The sequence below is a fragment of the Niallia sp. FSL K6-0212 genome (genome assembly GCF_038007605.1).
Lineage (GTDB): Bacteria > Bacillota > Bacilli > Bacillales > Cytobacillaceae > Niallia > Niallia circulans.
In genome coordinates this window covers 498063-523096 of sequence record NZ_JBBOXL010000001.1, presented here as the reverse complement: position 1 = coordinate 523096, position 25034 = coordinate 498063, and the positions used below count along the sequence as shown (strand labels likewise).

The window sequence follows — 25034 nt, the reverse complement described above, 5'->3', positions numbered from 1 at the left end:
TTAAAGGTTCCTTAAAATAGGAGCTCTATGATTTGACTGAGTAGGATAATCACCTTAAGGGAGGAATGAGCTTGTGACTATAAAAAAGAGGATAACAAAGAGGGCTTTGGTCATCTTTGTGATGGGGTTTTTTTTCTTTTCAACCTATTTTCCTATTTTTCCAGGTTTAACGATGTATGCGGCAGAACCAACTGGTAAAAAAGTAGAGGAAAACCCGCCAAAGACAGTAGAAAATAACACGGTAGAAGTACCTGAGACTACAACCGACAAAGAGAAGGGAGAAACAGTCGAAGAAGAAAAAGTAGAGGAAAAGGATCAGCATGAAAATGAATCCTCATCTACTTCCAAAGAGAAGAAATCAACTCTGACTGCTGAACAAAAGGAAGAATCAGTAATAGAGGAAGTGGATAAGCCTCAGGAAACGGAAGAGAAGGAACCAGCAAAAGAGGAAATAACAAATAATACGGAACAAAATCAGGAGAAAGCAGAGAATCAACAAGAATCTGTTGATTACACAAAACTACCGCCATTACTTATTACCGAGCTAGCTCCTGATTCGAAAGGAACCGATAACTTCGAATTTATTGAGGTCTATAATAACACTAATCAGCCAATAGACTTAAATAGCTATTATTTTTATTACCAATACATAGGCGGTAATACAGCAGATAAAATAATGTCTATTCCAGCAGCCACACTAGCACCCCAAGAAACCATTGTTCTTTTGTTTAATGTCAAGGAACTTTCAGTAGAGGATTTCAACAAGCATTTTAGTACTTCATTAACAGAACAACAAGTAATTTCCATTAAAGGGGATTTTTCAGGTTTTGCCAATGGTGGTAATCGAGGTGTCCTAATAAAAAACCTTGCAGGGCAGGAAGTAGTATCAGCAAACTATTTACCAGGTGAAACGGACAATACAGGTGCAGATGTTCATTATGCTTTTCCAACTGAAGGTACAGAGATGGTAAAGCAGGAAGTTAAGGCTGCCCCAACACCAGGTACATTAAGTGATGGACAAGTACCAGCAGAGCAAGTTCCAGTGAATCCCGAAACTAAAGATACAGAAGCTCCTGTCATAACGCATGAAGCAAAAACAACCATGAAAGCAGGAGAGGCAATTTCTATCGAAGCCACTATTGTAGATGATAGAAAAAATCCAACAGCTACCTTGTATTATCAAGGTAAAACAGACACAGAGTTAAAGGTATTAGAGATGAAACAAGATTCAGCCCAACCACAAAAATTCACAGCCAGCATACCTAAAGAGGCTGCATTGGGCAAAGTAGTCTATTATCTGGAAGCTTCAGATGGCATGAATATATCAAAAACATCCGAATATACAATCGAATTAGAAAAAGAACCAGAGAAGGAACCAGTGCAAGATACATATAGCGATCGCCCCCTTTTAATCACAGAACTTGCTCCTAATTCAATGGGAGGAGGCACAGATTATTACGAATACTTTGAGCTATATAATAATTCCAACCAAACATTGAACACAGCAAGTTACACTTTCTACTATGTATATACGGATAATTCGAGAGAGCCGATTCTCTTTCCATTACCAGCAACTGAAATAAAGTCAAAAGAGAAGCTTGTATTCTGGTTTAATAATGGAAATAAAACATTAGCTGATTTTAATAAAGAGTATGGGGCAAATCTTACAAGTAACGAAGTAGTAATGTTTACAGATCAAACATTCCCAGGTTTCGCGAATGGGGGTAATCGTGCTCTTGAAATCAAAGATGCCAAAGGGAATATCACGATTTCAGCTAGTTATTTAGGTTCTGAAAATGATAATAATGGCAAAGTGGTTCATTATCAATTTCCTCAAGCGGGAACGGAAATGGTTAAGTATAAAGTATTAGCAGATCCTACACCTGGGAAAATAGAAGCAGACCAAGTTCCAACTAATATAGTGGATCTACCTGATGTTCCGAAAGATACGGAACCACCGGTCATTTCTCATCAAGCAATGAAAACAGCAAAAGCATTTACGGCTGTTACAGTAGAAGCAAAGGTAACGGATAATGAGACAGCAAACCCAATTGTGACTTTACAGTATAAAAAATCAGCGGATGAAAATTTTAAATCTGTATCTCTTTTAAAGGATACGCAAGGGAAATACTCAGCAACTATACCAGCAGCAGATATAGATGGAGACATTATTTATTATTTGGCAGCTAGTGATGGAATCAACGAAAGCAAAACCGAAGAATATACAATTTCGGTGGAGAAAACGGATATTGATTTTACCAAAGTTCCGAAATTGCTTATTACAGAAATAGTGCCTGATAGTGCTAATGTCGGGACTGCAGATGGCTATGAATACATCGAAATCTATAATAATACCGATAAGGCAATAAACTTCAAGGATTATAAAATTCAATATCGCTATAATGCAGACCCTAATACAGATATGATTTGGCCATCTGTACCAGATGATACGATAATCGAACCGCAAGGCACTCTTGTCTTCTGGGTGATTAATTCTCAAAATGGGGATAAAACAGTAGCTGATTTTAATGCGAATTATGGGACAAACCTTGTCGAAAATAAAGATATTGTTCGTATTAAAAGTGATGGCATGGCCAATGGAAGTATGCGTGGTCTAGTAATTGCCACGAATACAAAAGAAGAGATAAATGTTGCTTATTATAATGATGAGGCAGCGCAATTAGATACGGCAATGAATATGGGCGTTCTTTATAAATTCCCGGAGGATGGCTCCACGCAATCGGTCAAAATTAGTTCGAAAACAAAATTAGGAACACCTGGCTCCATAGAACCGTCACAAGTGCCGAACGAGCCAGTTCATGTAGAGGATGATACGGTTCCGCCAACTCTCATCAACGCTACGAATGTTCAAGAAATTCAGCAGATGAATGATTTAACCATTCGAGCAAAAGCAACCGATGATAAGGGAATTAAATCTGTGCTTTTGTATTATCGTACAAATGATCAAACAGATTATGAAAAAATATTATTAACAGTAGATGCGAGCGACAGCGAATATTATGCCACTATTTTATCGGCAGCTAACTTTATTGCGAAAGAGAAAATCGAATATTATTTCGTTACCACAGATGGGCAAAATGAGGTAACATCCGAAAGATATGTCATTACTATTAAAAATGAAATAAGCAATGCACCTATCTATTTAAATGTTAAAGATGATGATATTTTAACTGGAAAAGCAATCTTAAAAGCAGTATCCAAAGAAACAGCCGCTGCGGATGTAGAACTTTTTATTGATGGGAAAAAAGTAGAGGAAAGCACCTACAGCACATTAGAGACACAAGCTTATCTTGCTGTTGATATTAGCGGTTTGAATATGTATTTCAAAAATGCTATTACAATGGGAGAGGAAATAATCCACCTTTTGGATAAGGATAATAATTCTGATTGGAAAACTTTTACGATTCCGATTGACCCTAATAAATTAGCCGTCGGAGAAAATATTATTACCGTTCGCTCGGGGAATAAGGCTTCTCCATTCCAATTAGAAGAAAGTGAAGAAAATAGAGATGATTATAATCTAAGAAATGTAAGGTTAATTTTAGCTGATGGTACTGTTATTAGAGACCCTCAAAAGGCGGATCCTTCTCAAGTATTCGATATGGGGGATGATGGCACATATCGTCCATTCGAAGATTTTACTTTTACGATAACAGAAGAGCAGTCAAAAGCAAAAGCCTATGTCTGGGACACTACGTCTGTTTCTGATGGAGCTTATAGTATTAAAGCAACAGATGGAAAAAGGGAAGCAGCTGCTACTGTAAAAGTAGATAATACAGCCCCAGTAATTAAAACAAATATAGAAGCAGAGAAAGAATATAAGGGTGTCTTTACCATTGAAGCGAGTGCAGAAGATACACTTGCTGGTGTAGAATCACTGGAAGTAACCCTTGATGAAGAGGAGATAAAGGTACCATTCGATACGGCTTCTTCCAAGCTTGCTCCAGGAAAGCATACCTTAAAAATGGTCGCAGTAGATAAGGCAGGCAATAAAGGAGAATCCGATATTTCCTTCTCTGTGACAAATGAAAATCCCAATAAGCCAGAATTAATTGCACCAGCTAATAACACAGCAGCACCAGTCGAAGGCAATCCGAAATTGAAGGTAAAGGTAACGGATCCAACAAATGATTCGATGGATGTTACGTATTATAAAGGATATAAATATGAAGCATCGGATAGTAAAGTAAAATCATTTGAAAATGCTAGTGACACAGAACCACCAGTTGAGCTGGCACCAGCAGGGGAAAAGGCATTAACTGCTAAGGATGTTTCAGCGATTTCTTCCTTAGACGGAAAGTATCTAACAACGAATTCAAGTACTAAATTCCCTTATCATCGCTTTGAAGTAGCGCTCGATCCTTCTATTAGTAATCAAGATAAAGTGGAGCTAGTGTGGAACGGAAAATCACTGCAAGGAAGAAAGGTTTCCATGTATGCTTGGAGCATTCAAGAAAATAAATGGAAGCTACTAACATATAAAATTGCGGGTCCTGAAGATTTCACATTAAAAGCAAACGTCGATGTCAGGGCATTTGCTGATGAGGCGAATAAAGTTAATGTGTTAATTCAAGATGAAATTCCAAGCACACCAGATGAATATGATTATACATTTGTTTGGATGTCAGATACGCAATATTATGCAGAGAGCTATCCATATATTTATAAGCGACAAACAGAATGGATTGCGGAAAAACAAGAAGAGATGAAAATTAAATATGTCATGCATACTGGTGATGTTGTCGACGAGTTTAATGATGAGAAACAATGGGTGTATGCAGATGAATATATGCGAACGTTAGAAGAAAATAAAATTCCCTATGGCGTGCTTGCCGGAAACCATGATGTGAACCAATTATCTAATGACTACAAAGAATTCTCTAAATGGTTCGGAGAATATCGGTTTAAAGATAAGCCATTTTACGGAGAATCTTACAAGAATAATCGTGGTCATTATGATTTGATTTCTGCTGGTGGAAATGACTTTATCATGGTATATATGGGCTGGGGAGTAAACGACGAGGATATGAAATGGATAAATGATGTACTAAAACAATATCCAGATCGTAAAGCCATTCTTAATTTTCATGAATACTTATTAGTTTCCGGAAATAGAAGCCCGATTGGGGAAGAAATTTTCCAGAAGATAGTAGAGAAGAATGAAAATGTCTTTCTTGTATTAAGTGGACATTATCATGATTCGGAGACATTAATCAGTGAAGTGGATGATGATCAGGACGGAAAAGCCGATAGAAAAGTCTACCAAATGCTTGGCGACTATCAAGGTGGTCCAGAAGGCGGGCAAGGCTATATGAAACTACTTCATTTTGATCAAAAGAATAATAGAATTCTTATTAATACGTATTCACCATATTTAGATGATTATAATTTCTATGATCCAATAGAGTATCCATTGAAAGATGAATTGGCTATTGATTTAGATTTAACAGTCCAAGAGAAACAAGTCGCTACGGATTACTTTGCAGTAAATGTTTATACAAAGGAAGAAATCGGCAAGCAAGAAAATGTAGCAAGTGGCGAGATTGCTGAAATAGCATGGAAGAATCTAAAAGAAGGGCAAGTATATGATTGGTACGTAGTAGCTTCTGATCATTATACAGGGTCAGTAACTTCCGATATTTGGTCTTTTGCCAAAGGCCAGCCGGCACCAGAAATTCCAGCAGAACCAGGTGATGGAGGAAGCGAGGAGCCAACGCAGCCGAATCCAGGAGGAGATGATGGAGGAAGCGAGAAGCCAACGCAGCCGAATCCAGGGGGAGATGATGGAGGAAGCGAGGAGCCAACACAGCCGACTCCAGGAGGAAATGATGGAGGAAGTGAAGAGCCAACACAGCCGAATTCAAGTGTTACCAATCCAAGTGAACCAAAAAATAATCAGTCCAGCATACTCCCGAATACAGCTACAGCAAATTATACAATTATGCTGGTAGGATTAGTGTTATTAATTGGAGGAATGGTAGTTGCTTACTGGAGTAGAATACGTAGAGAAATATAGGATCTGGTTCCATTTATTCCTATTTGCGGTTTAACTACAGGGAATTCTAATAATCATTTATCAATAACAATAAAGAGCGGTAGAATCTATTTATTAAAACTATCGCTCTTTAACTATAAAATGTACTATTTTCAATATGATAATAATATATTGGAATTATCTACACTATCTTCACGAATATTAACCTTTCAGCTCCCTTACTTATCTCGCTCTTCATTAAAATCTTACGGTTATAAAAGGAGGTCAAAAGAAATAAAAACAGTTATCGTTTGAAAAATCGAATATTTAGATGGTTATGAAAAACATATTTACAACACAAGATATTTATTTTCCATACTTAATAACGACACTAGAAAAAGTAAGTTGATAGAATTTTCCCTATACCACGATTCCCCATTCATTTCCTACCATACTCATCCTAGTCGAACTAATTTATATTTCATTTCAAGTAGCATTTTCATTTCTTTTTAAAGTCATTGGTAAAAGTAAGTAGAGGGAGAGGATTTCATTTGTGCAAAGAACAGGGGATTTAAAGCTCATACAAGAATTAAATCGATCCATTATTTTAGATACGATCCGAAAAAAAGGACCGATTTCAAGAAGTCAGGTTGCAAAAGAAATAAAAATAAGCCCTACTACCGTTACATCAGCTGTCAATGATTTAATTCGTAAAGGCATGGTAATTGAAGATGGTGTTGGTCATTCCAGTGGCGGGCGAAAGCCGGTATTACTTCGCTTTAACCCGAGTAAGCATTCCATTATAGCTATATCTATCACTAATTCTTATATCAAAATGGCTGACATGGACTTAGAAGGAAAAATTTTAAGGAAGAACGTTCATCCAGTAAATCAGCTTCAAGGTGATGATATTATTTTGCTTTTGATAGACTTATTGGAACAGTTTGTCGCAGGGAATGACCGATTAGAGTTTTGCGAAGGGATTTCCATCATAACTCCTGGCATTGTAGATTCCAATAACGGGATGATTGGTTATAACACCAAACTTAAGCTTTATGATGTTCCGCTAACAGAAATGATAGAAGAAAAGTTTAACTTACCAACCTTTTTAGATAATGATGTAAATGCATTTGCGGTGGGAGAATATTATTTTGGTTCTTTTAACAGCTATAAAGATATCATGTATCTCACTATAGGAGATGGTGTAGGATCCGGTTTGATGATTAATGGGACCATCTATCGTGGATTCAAAGGAAGCTCTGGAGAAATTGGGCATACAACTGTTGTCCCAGGTGGTTCAAAGTGTGAATGTGGAAACAATGGATGTCTAGAAAACTATGTAAACTGGCCAGCTATTTATTCCAGTATCGTTTCCTCCATCCTAACTAAAGGGCGTGATACGTTAATAAAAAATTTAATTGAAAATGACGTCCGAAAACTTACCCCTGAAATTTTTATTGAAGCAATTAAACGGAATGATAAGTTAAGTATCGAAATTCTTGATGAAATTATCAGCTACTTATCGATTGCAATTTCTAATACGATTCACTTACTAAATCCAGAAATAATCATAATAAGTGGAGAAGTCGTACAGGATAATCCCTTATTTATCAAAAAGATAAGAGAGAAATTATCTGAAATGGTGATTCCTATATTAAAAGAGGACATAAACATTCAAAGTACTTCTTTGGGTTCGGATTTTGACTTATTGGGAGCGGCAGCGGTCATTCTTCAAGGGAAATTTCGTTTTCAATTATAAAGAGTGGAAAGGTATTAAAAGAATATTCAGTCATTATTAGAGGGAAAATGGAGGGGTATTATGAAAAAGTTATTAAGCCTTTGTATCTTTGTGTTGATCTCCATCATGCTTGTGGCATGTGGCGGGAAGTCATCGGGTGATGGAAAGAAAACGATAGAAGTTGCATTATGGGATGAAAATGTTAGTGCTGCTGTTGATGCATCGATTGAGTCGTTCAAAAAAGAACATCCTGATGTGAATGTAAAAGTTACTTATACTCCGTTTGCGGAGTACTGGACAAAGTTGCGAACAAGTCTGGGAGGTGGTAGTGGTCCAGATATTTTTTGGATGAATGGCCCCAACTTTTATCAATATGTAACTTCTGATTTGATTAAAGATTTAGAACCATTTCTTCAAGGAGACGAAGAGTTCGCCAAGGAAAATTATTATCCAGCCGTTGTGGATCTTTATTCCTATGAAGATAAACTATATGCTGCTCCATATTTTGTAGATTCTATTGGCCTATTTTACAACAAAAAATTGTTTGATGAAGCAGGCGTAGATTACCCTGATGAAACTTGGACTTGGGAAGACATAGAGACAGTTGGTGCAAAGCTTACAAAACCGGACGAAGGAGTCTATGGCTATTTAAATCAAGTTGTGCGAAATCAATCAGGCTACTATAACTTAATGCATCAAGCAGGTGGTTATGTCATCAGTGAAGACAAAACAAAGTCTGGATTTGACACACCAGAAGCAAAAGAAGCATTTGCATTTTTGAATAGATTAATTGAAAAGAAGATTTCTCCGACCGTGCAGGCACAAATCGAAACAGATGCAGATCAGTGGTTCATGTCTCAGAAGGTGGCTATGACTCCAGAAATTTCTGTTCATGCAGCTGAGTATGAAGAGGTTCTTGGAGAGGATTTAGGGGTAGCGCCCCTGCCGAAAGGAAAAGTAGATACATCCATTGTCCATGGTATTGGATGGGCAATGAATAGCAAAACAAAAAATGAAGATTTGGCTTGGGAACTAATTAAAAGCTTATCTAATAAAGAAGGAACAACGGTGATGGCTGAGACAGGATTTGCTACACCAGCCCATATGGAAATTAGTAAGGTTTGGTTAGATTCTCTGCCGAATGTTGATTTACAAATATTCTTAGATGCGCTTGAAAAAGCAGTCCCATATCCAGTTTCCGAAAAAACATCAGAATGGCAAAATATTGAAACAACGGAAATCCAAGGTGCCTTCTTAGGACAAAAATCGATTGATGAGGCTTTAGATAAAATTGCTGCTGAAATGAATGCGATTTTGGAAGAAGAACAGAAGGATTAAGCTGGTTTTAAATGTAATTTCCCTTTTCATTGATTCCTAATGGAAAGGGAAGGGGGGAAATTCAAGAAAGAAGGGAGAGTTACGATTGGAAACGATGGTAGTGAATAAGAAGAGCCCAGAGACTGTGGCAAGAAAGAGAAAGAAATTTAATCGTGAAGCCATTGCTGCCTATTTATTTATTGCTCCCACCATGTTAGGGCTGTTTATGTTTTATATTTTTCCTGCACTTGCCTCATTTGCTTTGTCCTTTACAAAATGGAATGGTATTTCCACGCCGGAATATGTAGGATTGGGAAATTTGATCCAATTATTTACTGATTCTTCCTTTCTTCGTTCGATCATTAATACAGCAGTATTTACCTTTATTTCCGTTCCATTTACTGTCATTATAGCGATTTTTATAGCAGTCATGCTGAATCAAAAAATAAAAGGTATTGTCTTTTATCGTACCTTGTATTTCTTGCCGGTAGTTACGATGCCGGTCGCCGTTGGGATGGTATGGAAATGGCTATATAACACCGATTATGGCTTAATTAACTACATTCTAGGTATCTTTCATCTTCCGCAGCCATCGTGGTTATTTGACCCGAAGATTTCCTTAATATCCGTTATTATCGTCTACATATGGATGAGTGTCGGCAATAATATCATTTTAATCTTAGCGGGACTTCAAGGAATAGAAAAAACGTATTATGAAGCGGCCGACATTGATGGTGCTTCAAGGGCTCGGAAGTTTTTTAGCATTACCTTACCACTATTAACACCTACTATTTTCTTTGTTTTTATAACAGGAATGATTAGTTCCTTACAAGTATTCGACTTATTATTTGTCATGATTGGTAATAGTACAGCGCTACTAGAACCACTGCGTACTATTGTGTATGGCGTTTACGAATCAGGCTTTAAGTATGGTGAAATGGGGATTGCTTCTGCCCAAGCATTTATCTTGTTTCTTGCCATTCTATTGATGACCATTATTCAATTTATTTTCCAAAAGAAATGGGTTTATTACGATTCATAATAAGGGGGGATTTGCTTGAAGCGGGTTTCTAGACATTTACTGCTCATTATCGGAGCTTTTATCATGATTGTGCCATTTCTCTGGATGATTTCTACCTCTCTGAAATCTTTTGGAGAATCTATGCAAGTTCCGCCGACGATTATCCCTAAGGAATGGCATTTCGAGAATTACGGGAACGTCTTTGAAGCTGTGGATTTTTTAAAATATTATCTGAATACGATTATTCTCACTTTAGGTAGAACGATTGGTCAACTTATTTTATGTTCTTTAGCTGCATTTGCTTTTGCCCGTTTAAATTTTCCTGGGAAAAATGTTCTCTTTATTTTAATGCTATCCGTGCTTATGGTACCTGCTCAAGTAATTTTAATACCAAATTATGCAACATTAACACAGCTGGGCTGGATTGATACATTCTTCGCTTTGATTGTTCCAGGCATTTTCAGTGCCTACGGTACCTTTTTGCTGCGCCAATTCTTTATGGGCATTCCAAAAGAGTTGGATGAAGCAGCTAAAATTGATGGCTGTTCGTACTTTGGAATCTATTGGAGAATTATTTTACCAAATTCGACACCAGCCCTTACTGCTTTAGGAATCTTTACGATTCTCGCAGCATGGAATGATTTCTTATGGCCGCTTGTTATGACAAACTCTGAGTCAATGAGAGTATTGTCTGTTGGGATTTCCACCTTCTCAGGACAATATTCTACGGACTATCCGCTGTTAATGGCTGGTGCTGTCTTGTCCACGATTCCCATGTTGTTCATGTTTATTTTTCTGCAAAAGCATTTACTGGCAGGGATTGCACTTGGAGGAGTTAGAAGATAGCTAGTTAGAAGGAGAAAGAATTGATAAATAGAATAGGGAGTGTGTGTATATGTTAAAAGCATTAGTTATTGGCGCCGGAACAATGGGGAGTACTCATTCCTTCGCTTATTCAACCATGGATGATGTTCAATTAGCTGGAATTGTGGACAAAAACCTGGAAAAAGCGGAAGAATTGGCAAGAAAAATAGGAGTTCAGGCATTTGCAAGCTATGAGGAAGCGATCGAAAGCCTTGGTGCTGTTGATGTTGTGTCTGTTTGTGTTCCTACTCCATCTCATAAGGAATATGTCATAAAAGCAGCAGATGATTGTTTCCAAGTTGTTTGTGAGAAACCATTGGCTCGCAATTTAAGGGACGCCAAAGAAATGATCGACTATTGCAAGGAAAAGGGCGTGAAGCTTTTTGTAGGTCATGTCGTGCGGTTTTTTCCGGAATACCAGCGCGCAAAGCGAATGATAGAAGAAGGGAAAATTGGCAAGCCAGGTGTTGTAAATACGAAAAGAGGCGGAGGCTTTCCATCTGCTTCTAGAGATTGGTATGCAGACTATAACAGCAGTGGTGGATTAGTGCTAGACTTAATGATTCATGATTTTGATTATTTACGCTGGTGCTTCGGTGAGGTAGAGCGAGTCTATGCCAAAAGTGCCCAAGGAAGAGCGATGGCAAAATTAGACTATGCATTAGTGACACTGCGCTTTGAAAGCGGAGTAATTGCTCATTTGGAAGGAACTTGGGCTCACCAAAATTTCGCAACAAAATTTGAAATAGCTGGAAAAAAAGGAATTATTCACTATGATAGCTCGAAATCAACTCCGCTTGTAAAAGGTATTAATCACAATAATACAGGTTCAGCTGGGGTCGCCGTGCCGGAAAGTCCATTAAAAGAAAATCCATATATAACAGAATTAAAACATTTTATTTCATGCATCAAGAATAAGGAGGAATCGATTGTGACTCCCTTAGATGCGTATAAAGCAATGGAAATTGCGTTAGCTGCTATCGAGTCACTAAAGGAAGGAAAAGTAGTAGAATTGCGTAAACAAGAAATGGAGGTAAGACGATGAGAGTAGGAATTATTAGTTTTGCTCATGGCCATGCGTACGCCTATGCAGAGGCATTAAAGAAAATCGATGGAGTAGAGTTAGCAGGAATCGCAGATGACCAGGAAATCCGTGGTACAGAAGCAGCAAAGAAATACAGTACCAATTACTACTCAAACTATGAAGATCTATTAGACCAAGCTATAGATGCTGTCATCATTACTTCCGAAAATTATAAGCATCATGAACATGTGCTTGCTGCAGCAAAGAAGGGGAAACATGTTTTATGTGAAAAGCCGATTGCGACAAATAGGAAGGACGCATTGCAAATGATTGAAGTTTGCAAAGAAAATAATGTATTCCTGCAAATTGCTTTCCCTGTACGCTTTAGTACACCAATAGCAAAAGCGAAACATATAATCGAGACAGGGGAACTTGGCAGTATTATTGCTATAAAAGGAACGAATCGCGGTACTAACCCAGGCGGCTGGTTCGTAGACAAAGAAAAATCAGGCGGCGGTGCTGTAATGGATCATACGGTTCACCTTGTGGATATTATGCGATGGTATATGAATTCAGATGTGAAAGAAGTCTATGCGGAAGTAGATAATCTCTTTTCTGATTATGAGATAGATGATTGCGGAATCGTCACAATGGAATTTGAAAACAATGTGTTTGCTTCTATTGATTGTAGCTGGTCAAGAAATAAGACATTCCCAACATGGGGAGACGTTACATTAGAAATAATCGGGACGAAGGGAACATTGTCAGTAGATGCCTTTGCGCAGAAAAGTGAGGTGTATAGTGCAGAGGGAGCAAAATGGGATTATTGGGGAGATGATATGAACCAAGATCTTGTAGAAGACTTTGTTGCAAATGTGATGAAGGGAATTGCACCTACTATAACAGGGGAAGATGGCCTGAAAGCAATGGTGGTTGCTCTTGCAGGCTATGAATCTGTGAAAAGCAAAAGGCCTGTTTTGATAGAAAAGAATGGAATCAAATAATCAATAGATATAGCTGTATGAAGGGATGCTATTTAGGGAGGAATAAAGATGCTAAAGGGGATTAATCAGTGGTGCTATCCCGATGATACACCATTAGAGATGGTATTTAAGTACAGTCATGATGCTGGCTTTGATGCAGTAGAGCTCAATGTAAGTATAGATGGCATTGGGCTTACAATGAATACGTCAAGGGAAGAAGCAAAACAAATTCGAGAAATGGCTGAGCATTATCGTTTACGTTTAAGCAGTATTTCTACGAATCTATTATGGAAGTTCCCTCTTTCCCATCGAGATGAAAAGGTGCGGGAACAAGGGAGAAAAGTGGTAGAAAAACAAATAGAGTTAGCCGGATATATTGGGGCAGACACTGTTTTAGTTGTCCCAGGGGTAGTTAATGAAGAAACGTCTTACCTTGATTGTTATAGGCGTAGTCAAGATGAGTTAAGAAAAGTTCTGCCATTAGCTGAAAAACATAATATTCATGTGGGAATCGAAAACGTATGGAATAAATTTCTACTTTCTCCTTTAGAAATGGCAAGGTATATTGATGAGTTCTGCTCCGATTATATTGGCGCTTATTATGATGTCGGCAATACATTACAATATGGCTATCCAGAACAATGGATTGCCATATTAGGGGAGCGAATCCGAAAAGTTCATGTTAAGGATTTTAAACTGAACGTTGGGAATATTACTGGCTTTGTTCCATTATTAGCAGGGGATGTAAATTGGGAAAAAGTGTACCAAGCATTAAAGAACATAGGCTATAAGGATACAGTAACCGCTGAAATACCAGCCTATGCATTTGGGCCAGAGTATCTTGCCCAAGACACATCCAAGCATCTGGATGTCGTGTTAAATCTGAAAAAGGTTAGCCCTTAGAGGAGTGTCCGGTATGAGAAAAGTTCGTGTAGGCTTTATAGGTGTCGGGGGGATTGGATCCGTACATTTGAAGAATATTGCTTTGATTGAACAGGCAGAAATGGCAGCGGTATGTGATATATCCGAAGACCAAGCAACAGCTGTAGGGAAGAAATATCATATTCCAGCATATACAGATGTAGACAAGATGCTGGAAGAGACCGCATTGGATGCACTTTTTATATGTGTCCCTCCATTTGCCCATGGGGATATCGAGGAAAAGGCTGCTAAAAAGGGCATTCATATTATGGTAGAAAAACCTGTTGGATTAAATCTGGATAATGTAAAGAGAAAAACTGCGGTTATTAAAGCTTCTGGGATTATTTGTGCTACAGGATACTGTTTACGGTACTTAGATACAGTGGCAAAAGCAAAAGAGTATCTACAAGGCAAACAAATTGCGATGGTTAACAGCTATTATTTAACAAAATTTGTTCCAACTCCATGGTATCGGGAACAATCCAAATCAGGTGGACAATTAGTAGAACAAGCCACACATATTTTGGATTTAATTCGCTATTTAGCAGGAGATATAGATAAAATCTATGCAAATATGAATCTATTGGTTTCAAAGGATATTCCTCATATTGATATACCAGATGTCACTTCGGTCAATTTCACTTTAAGGAACGGGGCAATCGGCCAATTAGGCTGCTCTTTTATACAACCAGATCACCGGATGGGTCTAGAAATTTTAGGGAAGAATTTCCGTATTGCTTTTAACGGTTCCAATATAACGATTACAGATGAATTTTCAACTACTACGTATCGACCAAAGTTGAATTATTATGAGGCCCAGGATCGAGCTTTCATTGAAGCGATTGCTGCCAATCAGCCAGAACTAATCCTGTCATCCTATGAAAATGGTGTTCAAACATTAGCTGCTACCCTTGCTGCAAATGATTCTCATGAAAATGGAGAGCCTATTACTTTAAGTAATTATTATTCTTTGTAAAAAGATTTTTATTGATAAAATGACAATATGACTTTTTTAGATTGACTTCCTATTTATAACCCCGTTCTAAAAGGAGAACGGGGTTATAAATATAGCATGTAGATTTTGATGTGTGTCTTTTCTTTTAATAAGATTTTTCGATTAAGATTTGAGAGTGAATATGGTGTTCCATATGCTCAAGATAATCTTGTATCAGCCACTCTAGTGTTTTATGCTGATTATTTCCTATGTCGCAAAGATAGGAAAGCTTTTCGTGCGGAACATTTTTCACAATATGAACCATTTGTTTATGGAGTGCTTGATACAGATCTATTATGTCATCAAGTGGTCTATCCTGATAATTTTGCATCTTTACCCAATGATCTTGGTCATATGATTGGATAGCATACACTGGTTCTTCATATTGAATTTTGATAAACCTTTCTATATTATTTATCGCTGAATCACAAAGATGCCCTAAAATTTCTTTTTTTGACCATTTGTTTGGCATGGGACGATGAGAAGAACTATTTTCAGACATAGATTTGAATTCTTCTGGTAATCTTTTTATCCAATAATTTATTCCCTCCACAACCTTTTGCATGATTCTATTCCTCCTTCTTTTAAAATTTAATATTCGATTGCCATCTGTAATATTCCTTTATTGTTCCTGAGTTAAAAGTATGACTAATGTATGAAGGATTTATTGACAAAAAAATGCGACGGCTGAATTTAGGAGGAAAAGGGAGGGGCGCTCATTAGTTATTAACCTTATGTAGAAGGGCTACCCATATGTAGTCCTTGCCATTTGGGCAGCCGTTGATAACTCATTCTGTCAAAAATTCATTAATTCTCTCCACATAATCACTTTTGGGGTAGTTATTATATAAAAATCCAGAAAGGCGGACAGGATCGCCAAAAAAATATCGCTCATATTGTGTCTGTCTTGTGCCGAAGGAACTCATTGTTAAATCCCAAGCTAATCGAAAGATTTTATTGCGTTCATCTGCAGATCTGCACGTTGCTTGGAGATATTGATTTAAATCTTTCCCAACTTCTGAGTGAAACATTTTCTCTGTTGGCAGCGATACTAAACCGCTGGCGCCAATTAGTTGAAGGATTTCGGAAAAACGAGGATAAATTTTTGGGAAAATATTACTAGCAACTAGCAGGATGGTTTTATTTGGAATCATAAATCCTTGGTCATTTAAGAGAGCATCGTTCTCTGCCTTTTCTATTAGTGCTTTCAACGTTTCTAATCCAATAATGATTTCGGCCATTTTTTCTTGGATATGTTGATATTCGCCTACATTAATTGTGTTTATCATATTTTCCGCTAAGCCTAAAATAAACTCTGTTTTGACAATTTGTCTAGTAATAACTTGATGATAAGCAAATGAATTAAAAGAACTTTGGCTTAAAAACATATTTGCAGTTTCCAGATCTTCGTGGAAAAAAACACGTTCCCATGGAACAAGGACGTTATCAAATACAACAATAGAATCCATTTCTTCAAATCGCGAGCTTAATGGATAATCAATAGTAGATTCTCCTCCCACATAGGATTCTCTGCATAGAAACCTTACTCCTTTAGTGTCTGAAGGTATTGCAAAAGCAAATGCTTCCTCTTTCGCGAATCTGGGTGCTCCGAAAACCAACAGTTCATCGGTGAGACCACCCTGTGTGGCTAGGAGCCGCGCCCCTTTAATGATTAGTCCCTTATTATTTTTCTCGATTATTTGAGCAGAGATTGGCTCGTTGGAATATTCTAGATACATACTCGAGCGATTAACTTGAGGTGTTATAAAAGTATGGGTGAAGCTAAGATCCTTTTCTCTTGCCGCTTCGTATAAGGATTGGATATGCTTAGGGTAACAATTTTCCTTTCCTTCTAAAAGGGAAGCAGAAGTGGCAAAACTCATGATTACTGTATTCAAATAATCTGGGCTCCGTCCCATCATTCCTGCTGTTTCCTTAGCCCACCGTTCGATCATCTTTCTTCTTCTTCGCAAATCCTCTTTTGTCTTCGGCTGTAAGTATGACATACCTATAGAGTCCCCGGATAGTGGGGATAAGAAAGTCATTTCCTCCTTTAAGTTAGGCTGACATTGTAAATCATAAAGAGAAGCTTTTGAATGTAGTATCCCTTTAAAGGCAGGATGGTTAGAGAGGTCCTGGACTTTTTCCCCATCTAACCAAATTTCTGTAGATAGACCGCTGATTCGTGATAAATATGTCTTTCCATTCACTATTCCCATTTTTTCTTCTCCCTTATTCATTAATAAAATGGATATAAACTATTTTATTATTTTATTAATGAATATAGTCCTCAGTTCCAGTTAATTGGATAAAGATGGGGATTTTTTCTTTTCATTTGATTTGGAAAAATAGGTTTCCGGGTTGCTCGCCCCTTTATTTCCTTCTTAGTTATGAACAAAAACTGTTTCAAAAACAAAACTCTCGTGCAGATGGCGTGTGATCGAGTATTCGAATATTCTTCCATCTTCTAACTGGGCTAATTTTTCGATTTCCATCATGAAGGAGTTGTCTGGAATCTTTAGTAAAGAAGTATCTTCGCTATTTGCTTTGTCTCCTCTAATCCAGACATGGGTGCTATGCGTTTTCAGCTTTAATTCCTCGCGAATATAATTATAGATAGATCCTTCTAGATGTTTTGGCTCTAATCCAGTAATAATAGATAAGGGCATGTAAGTATGTTCCAGCGAATAAGGTTTATTATTAATATGCCTTGTTCGAATAATTCGATAAATGTATTCGTCATCAATCTCAAGTTTTTTGGCAATTTCTAAGGAAGGTTTTTCGATCGAAAAAAGAATGATTTTTGAGGAAATGTTCTCTTTTCCAACAATGTTAGATAAGCCTTCTGATGGACCTAATGCAATAGCTTCTCCGTTAGTAGAAACCCCTTTCACATAAGTTCCAGAACCTCTACGTCTAACAACCATTCCTTCTTTAACAAGAATATCTAATGCTTTTTTTACTGTCAGTTTACTGCATTTGTAATAATCAGCAAGCGTATCCCCGTCAGGTAACTTTTCATTTATCTCATATTCGTTATTATTTATCTTATCTCTAATATCTGTATATATTTCCATATATTTAGGTAGTTGGCTCAAGTTAAATCCTCCATTTTGTAACGGTTTTACATTTAATAAGTATACCATATAGTTAAAAACAAGTATATAAATCAATAAAGGTATATACTTTTTATTAAAAGTATTTACTTATATTAAAAAGAGTGGTATAGTTTGTTCGTAAAGGAATGAAGGAGGCATTTATTATGAAAGAAATGTTAACGTTTCCGAGTGATTTTTGGTGGGGAACGGCTTGGTCAGCTGAGCAAGCAGAAGGTAGAGGTAATACAGGAAAAGCTGAAACAGTTTGGGAACATTGGTTTAAAACGGAACCATCACGTTTTTATCAGGGGATTGGACCTGAAGTAACAACTGATCATATAAATCGATACAAGGAAGATATTCGATTAATGAAGGAAACAGGGCATAATTCTTTCCGCATTTCCATCTCATGGGCAAGGATGTTTCCAGATGGTGGAGTAGGAGAAAGAAATCCAAAGGCAATTTCTTTCTATCGAGACCTTTTGACTGAAATGAATGAAAACGGTATCAAACCTTTTGCTAATCTTTATCATTTTGATATGCCGTATGTACTTCAAGAAAAGGGAGGATGGGAATCACGTGAAGTGGTTAATGCATATGTGAACTTTGCAACTGCTTGTTTTGAAGAGTTTGGTGATTTGGTTTATCATTGGTTCACATTTAATGAGCCGTTAGGGCCAATTTTAGGAAGTTATTTAGAAGATTTTCATTATCCAAATTTAGTAGATTTCAAGCGTGGTGCACAGGCAGCATTTAATACTATATTGGCACATGCGAAGGCTATTCAATCTTTTAAGGAAAAGCAACTGCCTTCTAAGATAGGAGTAATATTAAACTTAAGTCCAACTTATCCGAGAAGCCAAAATGAGTTTGATGTAGAAGCAGCTGAAATTGCGGATGCCTTTTATACAAGAAGCTTTTTAGACCCCATGGTTAAAGGAACATTTCCAAAGAAATTGGTAAAAATATTGCAGGAATATAATCAGATGCCTTCATATGAAGAAAACGATTTAAAAGTAATTGCAGAAAATACTTCTCAAATTTTAGGGTTGAATTATTATGAACCAAGAAGAGTTAAGGCACGCCTGACAGAAATTAATAAAAAAAGCCCTTTTTTACCAGAATGGTTTTTTGAACTTCATAATATGCCAGGGAAAAAAATGAATGTGTACCGCGGATGGGAAATTTATGAAAAAGGTATCTATGATTTATGTATAGACATTAGAGATAATTACGGCAATATAGAAGCTTTTATATCTGAAAATGGTATGGGAGTAGCGAATGAAGAACGATTTCTTAATGAGCATGGACAAATTATAGATGATTATCGAATTGAGTTTATTAAAGATCATCTCGCCTATGTCCATAAAGCCATTCAAGCAGGCTGCCATATCAAAGGATATCATTTATGGACATTTATTGATTGCTGGTCATGGATTAATGCTTATAAAAATCGATATGGACTAGTTTCTCTTAATTTAGAGACACAAGAAAGAACAATCAAGAAAAGTGGAGAATTTTATAAAAAAATGAGCATGGACAATGGATTTGAGTACGAAACGAGTAAATTGGGATAAATAAAATATAAAGGGTGGATAGATCATGAATAACTCAACAAAGCAAGGTATTGCAGATCGGTTTGCTTTTGTTGCACAAAAATTAGGAGCGCAGATTCATCTAAGAAGTCTACGCGATGCCTTTGCATCGATTATGCCATTTATGATACTAGCTGGATTTATGACTCTGATTAATTATGTCATTTTAGAGCCAGCTGGATTTATGGGGAATTTGGTTAATCCTGATACTTTAACAACCTGGCAATCTATTGGGGTATCAATTGCTAACGGTACACTGAATATCATGACACTTTTAGTAGCTGTTGCCATTTCTTATCATCTATGTGTAAATAGGGGATATAAAAATGTAATAGCTCCGATCTTAGTTGTTCTTTCTACAATGATAGTAGTTACACCATTAACAACGACTTTTTCACCAGAAGGATCAACCGAAAGCTTTCTTATTTCTAATGTGATTCCTGTGAGTTATACAAGCGCATCAGGAATGTTTGTTGGGATTATCGTAGGGCTGCTTGCAACCGATTTATTTATAAAATTATCTTCAAATAAAAAAATGCAAATCAATATCAGTGGGAATATACCACCGGCAGTTATTAAATCTTTTAATGTGTTAATTCCGATTATGGTGAATGTTATTATCTTTGCAGTTGCATCCTTTTTATTAAATCAAGTATTTAATATGGATTTTAATACTTTAATATCCACCATTATTACTAAGCCATTAAGCTATGTGACAACCAGTTTACCAGGGTTCTTATTAATTATTTCAATCGCTAATTTGTTTTTTGGATTCGGTATCCATCAGGCAGTTATTTCCGGAGCGCTTTTGGATCCCTTTTTATTACAAAACATGCAAGATAATATGTTAGCATACGCTAATCATCAAGAGATACCCCATATAATTAATATGGCCTTTAAAGATACCTTCGCTGTTATGGGGGGGTCTGGAAATACGATTGCATTGTTGATTGCTATTTTTATCTTTAGCAGACGTAAGGATTATAGAGATATATCAAAAATGTCCTTAACACCTTCAATCTTTAATATTAGTGAGCCAATTATATTTGGGCTGCCAATTGTATTTAACCCAATGTTAATTATTCCATTTGTTCTTGCTCCAATTTTTTCTTTATCAGTTGCCTATTTTGCGACAGCTTTAGGTTTAATAAATCACGTGGTTGTTCAAACCCCATGGACTACACCACCGATTATTTCAGGATTCCTAGCTACAGGAGGTGACTGGAGAGCATCTGTCTTACAATTATTGATCATCATAATAACAGTATTTATGTATCTGCCATTTTTAAAAGTAGATGAGAGAGTAAGTGCGATGCAGAATAAATAAGGAATAAAAACAGTCTATTCTATAGGAGGAGTGGTTTGTATGAAAAATATTTTATTAGTATGTAATCAAGGAATGTCTACGAGTTTTTTAGTAGAAAAAATGAAGCAGGCAGCAAAAGAGCAAAGCATAGAGGTAAATATTTGGGCGGTTTCAGATGCAGAATTACATGAAAACTGGGAAAAAGCAGATATTGTTTTATTGGGACCACAGGTAGGATATTTAAAAAGCAATACAGAGAAAGTAGTCGGTAATAGTATTCCTGTTACTGTCATTGATTTTGTTGATTATGGAAGAGTAAACGGAGCGGCAGTTCTTAAGACCGCATTAGAAATGATAGAAAAATAGTTTATAAGAGGCGAGGGATTGGAATGGAAGGAACAGAACTAATTGCTTTTCAAATCATTGGGAATGTTGGGATGGCGAAGACAAAGTTTATAGAAGCACTAGCTCAAGCGAAAAACGGTGATTTTTCCAGTGCAGCTTCATTGATGAAGGAAGGATCAGACCTTTTGGTTGAAGGCCATAAAGTTCATGGTGAATTAATCAAAAATGAGGCTGCGGGTAATAAAACAGAATTCTCCATTTTATTAATGCATGCAGAAGATCAATTTATGAGTACAGAAACAATTAAATTGCTCATTGCAGAAATGATTGAATGGAGGCAAGAACTAAGTACCGTTAACTGAAGTTGGAAATAAAGGGTTTATTTTGAAGTATCTGCTAAGTAGGATAACTATATATTTCAAGACCTTTTAGGAGGATAGCGGCCATACTATCCTCTTTGCATTTATTATTTTTTAAAATTATTGGTGCTACTTCATCTTGAAGCTTGTTCACACATTCTCATTAAAAAAGAAGACTGTTTCACTCCCCTTAAACCGTCTATCTGTTTCTAGTTTGCTATTTTCTTCTCTTTGGATGCAGGAATTTTAATTTCAGAACGAAAGTATTGTTTATCTAAGATGGCAAGGAACGGAATCCAGATTACTACGACGATTGCTAAATTAACGAGTTGAAGAATTCCACCTGCTATTGAATTAGTAACAAGCATCCCACCGATAAATATGGGCGTAGTCCATGGGACGTGTACCCCTGTCGATACGGGGACAAGCCCTGTTGCCATGGAGAAATAGGTAACGATTGTTACAACAACTGGAGATAAAAGCCATGGAATGATAATTAAAGGGTTCATAACAATTGGCAAACCAAAAATAATCGGTTCATTTACGTTAAATATCGATGGTCCTCCCCCCAGCTTCCCAAGTTGTCGTAATTGCTTACTTTTGGTAATGAAAAAGATACCAAGAATAACGGCCATTGTCATTCCAGTTCCGCCCATTCCAACGATGAACGTATCAATGAACTGATTATTAACAATATTGGGCCGCTCTAAACCAGCGTTAAAGGCTTCAAGATTTTCTAAAGAAAGAGTCATCCAAATTGGGTCCATAATGGAATTCACAATGATTTGGCCATGCAGTCCAAAAAACCAAAATAACTGAATGATTAAAACGGCGATAATGGTTGCGGCAAGCCCGCTTCCAAGAGAGGTTAAAGGTTTTTGAATCACAGTGAAAATAAAATTTTGTACCGTTTCAAAGGAGGTGTAGCTAAATAGGATACGAATTAAGAGAAATATTGTTAAGGTGAAGGTAATAGGAATTAAAGAACTGAAAGATTTCGATACGGCCTCAGGCACACCATCTGGCATTTTTATGGTCCAGTTTTTTTGTAAAAAGAAACGATATAATTCAACCGATAAGAAAGCGGTGAAAATTCCTAAAAACAGACCTTGTGCACCTAATGCTGCAGAAGGAATAACACCAGAAACGCCTTCCAATACTTGTGGAGTTAAGATAATGAATGCCGCAATCGATGCGAAACCGCCATATAGCCCATCCATTTTATAATATTGCGTTAATTTAAAGCCAATCCCACATATTACGAATAGTCCCATAATACTTAATGTAGATGCAGAAGCTGGACCTAGCGCATTTTTATAAGAGGTAACAGCACCCTCATTCAGGATTTTATCTAAAAAGGGCAATTTAGCTAAAACAACAAAGATTGATCCAAATATAATCATAGGTAAAGCACTCATAAATCCGTCACGCAGTGCACCAAGATAACGATTTGTATTTAATTTCCGGGCTATTGGCAATAATATTTTTTCTAAAAAGGTAGTGAATTTATCCATTAACAACACTCCTCTAAATATTTTTTAAACGCTTACAAAAAAGAATGAAGCTTTAACGAAAGCCTGTTTGTAAAAAATATCTGTATGATAGCAATACTAAACTAAATTAGGAATGAATAAAGCACTCTTACTGGACCATCTCCCTTTTGCTAAAATATTTTCAACTATCTTTTTACTATTCAGTTTAGTTCAAGCTGTTTATAAACTACAGCTATGCTTTTTCCGTTTAATTTGGAAAATGTTATCTAGGACAATACAATAGTAGGTGAAACATAATCCTTGCTAATTCGTAAATACTTAGAGACATTCTTTAGGAGGGAGTTAAATGAACAGGGAAATTATTTTTGAAGAGGACGCTGCTGTACTGAAGATAAGAGGATTTATGATGCTGTTCACTTTCAAGCATAAAGTGAAGATGCCCTATAACATGATTAAGAGTGTATTTGTTGATTATTTTGATCCACCGAAATGGATGATTCGTATGCCTGGAACTTCTATTTCGCCGTTAAATATATATGAAGGCTCTTATAAATACCAAGATGAATGGTATTTTTTATCTTACGAAGGAAGGATTCCAGTCGTAATCATCGAATTGGATAACCATGAGAAGTATCGCTATGTCATTTTCCAAATTGAAAATCCAACAGAGGTGGCAGCTGAGCTGAGGAGGAAAATGGCGGAAGCAGAGGGACGGTACTACTGAGGTATGTCTTCAGTACAATCGTTCCTCTGAGGACTAAAGAGGGGGAAATATACAGGTGAAATGGCATATAAAGAAATTTAATGAGTTAACAAACGTGGAATTATATACGCTTTTGAAAGAGAGAACGGCTGTTTTTGTGGTGGAGCAAAATTGTCCTTATTTAGAGGTGGATGGAAAGGATTTAGAATCGTTTCATCTTTTTGCTGAAAAACAGGGGGAGATTGTTGCGTATTTAAGAATTTTACCTCCAGGGGTGTCATATCCAGAGGCCTCTTTAGGGAGAATTTTTGTAAAGAAAGAATATAGAGGACAAGGATTTGCAGAAGAGCTTGTAAGTCGCGGGATTGATTATATCAAGCAAGAGCTAAAAGAAGAGAGGATAAAAATTCAGGCACAGGACTATTTGCGGAACTTTTATCAGTCTTTTGGCTTTCAAGCCATATCAGATGTATATTTAGAAGACAATATTCCTCATATTGATATGTTATTAAACGGAAAAATAGTGCAAACTAAGTAACGAAGATTAGATTTGGATACCTAATTTCGGTATAAAATACAGCATTCCTGCCTACCCTTTAATAATGCAAGGGGTGTTGTGAAATGTTCTACATAGAAATTATAGTAGCGATTCTTTTAATCTTGGCTTTTATGAAATACTTATGGACTAAAAAAGAAAATGATTATCAGACTACTCTGCTGGCTAATCATATCGAGTCAAGTGACGAGTTAAAAAAGACATTGGCAATGGGGCTTTATTTAAGGTTTTGTAAAGAGGAAAAAGACAATAACTATTCATCTATTTATTTAAAACAAGATCCTCACCAATTTGAAAGGTTTGCTGCGGAAATTATGGAGGAGACAAGAGGCGGATCGACATGGGTGACTCCTCCGACAGGTGATTTTGGAGTAGACTTTGAACATGAAACAGAAAAAGGATTGTTTCTTGGACAAGTAAAATGTTATCAAGGAGATTTACCATTTGATTCAATTGCCCTGATTCATTCGAATATAATCAAACGAGGAGCTCAAGGTGGATATGTTATTACAACAGGCAGCTATACATCTGCAGCTTATGAATATGCCAAAGGATTAAATGTTGAATTAATCGACGGTGTTAAGTTTGTGGAAAGCTGGTTAAGTAGTTTGAGCAAAGAGGAAAAAGAAATGAAGGAATTATTGCTCGTTTAAGGGAAGCAGAGGGACGGTTCATCTGAAGTTATGTATTCGGAAGAACCATCTCTCTGCTTCTTTTTTAGA

At 36.7% G+C, this 25034-nt stretch carries 20 protein-coding genes; 16 read left to right on the top strand and 4 right to left on the bottom strand.

Features of this window, described 5'->3' with window-relative positions; genetic code table 11:
• The first annotated feature begins 73 nt into the window (after nucleotides 1-73).
• The 9 genes from MHH96_RS02325 to MHH96_RS02285 all read left to right on the top strand — a co-directional run bounded on the left by MHH96_RS02325 (nucleotide 74) and on the right by MHH96_RS02285 (nucleotide 14839).
• A complete protein-coding gene (locus MHH96_RS02325; protein WP_341116551.1) occupies nucleotides 74-6037 on the top strand; it encodes a lamin tail domain-containing protein in 5964 nt (1987 codons plus the stop codon).
• A 511-nt stretch (nucleotides 6038-6548) separates the two neighbouring features.
• Nucleotides 6549-7754 carry an ROK family transcriptional regulator gene (locus MHH96_RS02320; protein WP_047944475.1) on the top strand — a complete coding sequence of 402 codons (1206 nt, stop codon included), beginning with the start codon at nucleotides 6549-6551 and terminating at the stop codon, nucleotides 7752-7754.
• A gap of 60 nt (nucleotides 7755-7814) precedes the next feature.
• Nucleotides 7815-9071, top strand: coding sequence for an ABC transporter substrate-binding protein (locus tag MHH96_RS02315; RefSeq protein ID WP_061798139.1), 1257 nt, complete (start codon nucleotides 7815-7817; stop codon nucleotides 9069-9071).
• 94 nt (nucleotides 9072-9165) lie between these two features.
• A complete protein-coding gene (locus tag MHH96_RS02310; protein WP_047944486.1) occupies nucleotides 9166-10092 on the top strand; it encodes a carbohydrate ABC transporter permease in 927 nt (308 codons plus the stop codon).
• Between the two features lie 63 nt (nucleotides 10093-10155).
• A complete protein-coding gene (locus MHH96_RS02305) occupies nucleotides 10156-10917 on the top strand; it encodes a carbohydrate ABC transporter permease (RefSeq protein WP_082138436.1) in 762 nt (253 codons plus the stop codon).
• Nucleotides 10918-10966: 49 nt separating this feature from the next.
• Entirely contained in the window at nucleotides 10967-11980 is a 1014-nt protein-coding gene (locus MHH96_RS02300; protein WP_047944472.1) for a Gfo/Idh/MocA family protein, read from the top strand.
• Nucleotides 11977-12963 (top strand): Gfo/Idh/MocA family protein, encoded by a 987-nt coding sequence (locus MHH96_RS02295; protein WP_047944471.1) that lies wholly within the window; start codon nucleotides 11977-11979, stop codon nucleotides 12961-12963. The genes MHH96_RS02300 and MHH96_RS02295 overlap by 4 nt, the downstream gene beginning before the upstream one ends.
• Nucleotides 12964-13011: 48 nt before the next feature.
• The gene (locus tag MHH96_RS02290) at nucleotides 13012-13845 is read left to right on the top strand and encodes a sugar phosphate isomerase/epimerase family protein (RefSeq protein WP_047944470.1); all 834 of its coding nucleotides are present in this window, start codon (nucleotides 13012-13014) and stop codon (nucleotides 13843-13845) included.
• Nucleotides 13846-13858: 13 nt separating this feature from the next.
• On the top strand, nucleotides 13859-14839 hold the full coding sequence (locus MHH96_RS02285) for a Gfo/Idh/MocA family protein (protein WP_047944469.1): 981 nt from the start codon (nucleotides 13859-13861) through the stop codon (nucleotides 14837-14839).
• Nucleotides 14840-14963: 124 nt separating this feature from the next.
• Here the strand turns inward: MHH96_RS02285 and MHH96_RS02280 are convergent, their stop codons facing one another.
• The 3 genes from MHH96_RS02280 to MHH96_RS02270 all read right to left on the bottom strand — a co-directional run bounded on the left by MHH96_RS02280 (nucleotide 14964) and on the right by MHH96_RS02270 (nucleotide 17955).
• A complete protein-coding gene (locus MHH96_RS02280; protein ID WP_047944468.1) occupies nucleotides 14964-15422 on the bottom strand; it encodes a DinB family protein in 459 nt (152 codons plus the stop codon).
• 223 nt (nucleotides 15423-15645) lie between these two features.
• Entirely contained in the window at nucleotides 15646-17076 is a 1431-nt protein-coding gene (gene hpaB, locus MHH96_RS02275; protein ID WP_047944467.1) for a 4-hydroxyphenylacetate 3-monooxygenase, oxygenase component, read from the bottom strand.
• A 165-nt stretch (nucleotides 17077-17241) separates the two neighbouring features.
• Nucleotides 17242-17955 (bottom strand): GntR family transcriptional regulator, encoded by a 714-nt coding sequence (locus MHH96_RS02270; protein WP_047944466.1) that lies wholly within the window; start codon nucleotides 17953-17955, stop codon nucleotides 17242-17244.
• 164 nt (nucleotides 17956-18119) lie between these two features.
• On the opposite strand from MHH96_RS02270, the gene MHH96_RS02265 reads away from it, so the two are divergent.
• From MHH96_RS02265 to MHH96_RS02250, 4 genes are read left to right on the top strand one after another with little or no spacing between them, the layout of a single operon-like run.
• Entirely contained in the window at nucleotides 18120-19532 is a 1413-nt protein-coding gene (locus MHH96_RS02265) for a glycoside hydrolase family 1 protein (RefSeq protein WP_047944465.1), read from the top strand.
• 25 nt (nucleotides 19533-19557) lie between these two features.
• Nucleotides 19558-20877 carry a PTS sugar transporter subunit IIC gene (locus tag MHH96_RS02260; RefSeq protein WP_341116543.1) on the top strand — a complete coding sequence of 440 codons (1320 nt, stop codon included), beginning with the start codon at nucleotides 19558-19560 and terminating at the stop codon, nucleotides 20875-20877.
• 39 nt (nucleotides 20878-20916) lie between these two features.
• Nucleotides 20917-21222, top strand: a complete 306-nt coding sequence (locus MHH96_RS02255; protein WP_047944463.1) for a PTS sugar transporter subunit IIB — start codon at nucleotides 20917-20919, stop codon at nucleotides 21220-21222.
• Between the two features lie 23 nt (nucleotides 21223-21245).
• A complete protein-coding gene (locus MHH96_RS02250) occupies nucleotides 21246-21563 on the top strand; it encodes a PTS lactose/cellobiose transporter subunit IIA (protein ID WP_047944462.1) in 318 nt (105 codons plus the stop codon).
• A gap of 206 nt (nucleotides 21564-21769) precedes the next feature.
• Here MHH96_RS02250 and celB read toward each other — a convergent pair whose 3' ends face one another.
• A complete protein-coding gene (gene celB, locus MHH96_RS02245; RefSeq protein WP_341116540.1) occupies nucleotides 21770-23074 on the bottom strand; it encodes a PTS cellobiose transporter subunit IIC in 1305 nt (434 codons plus the stop codon).
• Between the two features lie 325 nt (nucleotides 23075-23399).
• Between celB and MHH96_RS02240 the strand changes: the two genes are divergently transcribed.
• From MHH96_RS02240 to MHH96_RS02230, 3 genes are all read left to right on the top strand, one after another.
• Nucleotides 23400-23777, top strand: a complete 378-nt coding sequence (locus MHH96_RS02240; protein WP_047944460.1) for a hypothetical protein — start codon at nucleotides 23400-23402, stop codon at nucleotides 23775-23777.
• 55 nt (nucleotides 23778-23832) lie between these two features.
• Entirely contained in the window at nucleotides 23833-24294 is a 462-nt protein-coding gene (locus tag MHH96_RS02235; protein WP_047944459.1) for a GNAT family N-acetyltransferase, read from the top strand.
• A gap of 83 nt (nucleotides 24295-24377) precedes the next feature.
• Complete coding sequence (locus tag MHH96_RS02230; RefSeq protein WP_144544548.1) at nucleotides 24378-24965, top strand: restriction endonuclease; 588 nt, start codon at nucleotides 24378-24380, stop codon at nucleotides 24963-24965.
• Nucleotides 24966-25034 lie beyond the last annotated feature (69 nt).